Annotated in this window: 3 protein-coding genes; all 3 read right to left on the minus strand. The window is 76.4% G+C overall.

The window, feature by feature from the left end:
• The coding region (locus ABD211_RS20835) for an urease accessory protein UreD (RefSeq protein WP_344134429.1) at nucleotides 1–660 on the minus strand (660 nt) is incomplete at its 3' end.
• Nucleotides 661–1,368, minus strand: a complete 708-nt coding sequence (gene ureG / locus ABD211_RS20840; protein WP_344134432.1) for an urease accessory protein UreG — start codon at nucleotides 1,366–1,368, stop codon at nucleotides 661–663.
• The coding region (locus ABD211_RS20845; RefSeq protein WP_344134435.1) for an urease accessory UreF family protein at nucleotides 1,358–1,708 on the minus strand (351 nt) is incomplete at its 5' end. The genes ABD211_RS20845 and ureG, both read right to left, overlap by 11 nt.

Genomic DNA, 1,708 nt, shown 5'->3' on the forward strand with positions numbered 1-1,708 from the left:
CGGGGCGCGCGCCGCCCGGTCGCCGCGCACGGCCGCGGGCGGCGGGCCACCGTCCGCCCAGGACGGGGCGGCCACCACGATCGTGCCGGTCGCGCGGGCTCCCGCGAGGACAGCGGCGCCGGCCCAGCCCGGAAAGGACGGGCCGACGCCGACCTGATGGTGGAGCAGGGGACGGCCGGCGTAGCGCACGACCGTGGTCACCGACGCGTCGCCGGGCTCCTCGCCGTGGCGGCCGCAGACGAGCTCGTCGCGCCAGCGTAGGAACGCGCCCGTCGACAGCGCGATCCGGGCCAGCGTCTCGTGCCGGCAGCGGGCCGCCGCGATCAAGGGCTCGGGCAGCCAGTCGAGGCGCCCGCCCGACGCCACGGACGCCCGTACCACCGTGTGGGAGGGTGACCCGGCGCGGTCCGGCAGCGCGATCGAAGCGGCGACCGTCCGGATGCGCAGCGCCGCCCCCGGCCCGACGACGATGTCGACCGTGAGGTCGTCCCCGCCGAGCGGGCCGGCCGCCCCGCCGACCAGGTGCACGGTGACCGGCTCCCCGGGCCCGGGCCGTGGCCCGGTGCGGCGCGGCAGCAGCGGCACCTCCCCGGAGAGTACGGCCAGCCGGGTGCCCCCGGCGCCGTCGGCGACCGCCTCGATCCGGGCGGCAGCGCGCACCTAGCGGTCCTTGAGCAGGCCGCGGATCCAGTCCGCCACGTCGGTGGCGCCCGGGTCGCGGACCAGGGACGTGAAGATGGTGGGGGAGTCGCCACGCCGGGCCGCCGCGTCCCGCTCCATCACCGACAGGTCGGCGCCGACCAGCGGGGCCAGGTCGACCTTGTTGATGACGAGCAGGTCGGAGCTGGTGACGCCGGGGCCGCCCTTGCGGGGGACCTTGTCGCCGCCGGCCACGTCGATCACGAAGATCTGCTCGTCGATGAGGCCCTTGCTGAAGGTGGCGGTGAGGTTGTCGCCGCCGCTCTCCACCAGCACCAGGTCGAGCGGGCCGAGCGCCGCCTCCAGCTCCTCGACGGCGTCGAGGTTCGCGGCGATGTCGTCGCGGATCGCGGTGTGCGGGCAGCACCCCGTCTCCACGGCGCGCACCCGCTCGGCCGGCAGGACGCCGTTGCGCAGCAGGAAGTCCGCGTCCTCGGTGGTGTAGATGTCGTTGGTCACGACCGCGAGGTTCAGCTCCTGCGACAGCGTCCGGCACAGGGCCGCGACCAGCGCCGTCTTGCCGGAGCCGACCGGTCCGCCGATGCCGATCCGCAGCGCCCGCGCGCCCGTGGCGGGCAGCGCCGGGTGCGGGTCGACGCCCGGCTCCGGATGGGTGTGGGGGACCTCGTCGGGGCCGTGCTCATGGTCGTGTGGGTGATCAGGATGCAAAGAGACGCACCTCCCAGCTGGCGTGGACCTCGGCGCCGATATCCAGCAACGGTGCTGAGGCGGCGGGCAGGTTCTCGGGGTCTTCCTCGGCATGGGTCGCGGCGAGCGCCGCGACCCGGTCACACTCGCCGGCCAGGCCGGCAAGCAGCGCGTGCACACGGTACGGGTGCAGGCCGAGCAGCCGGAACGCCGCCGACGCCGGGCCGCTCACCGCGCCGTAGGCGGCCGTCAACGCCGCGTGCACGGCGAACAGGCCGGCCGCGGCGGTCACCACGCCCAGGGCGATCGGCTGGTGCGGGCCGCCGGCCGGCCACCGCGCCTCCGGCAGCGGCCACATGGC

It is taken from the genome of Luedemannella flava (genome assembly GCF_039528515.1).
GTDB lineage: Bacteria > Actinomycetota > Actinomycetes > Mycobacteriales > Micromonosporaceae > Luedemannella > Luedemannella flava.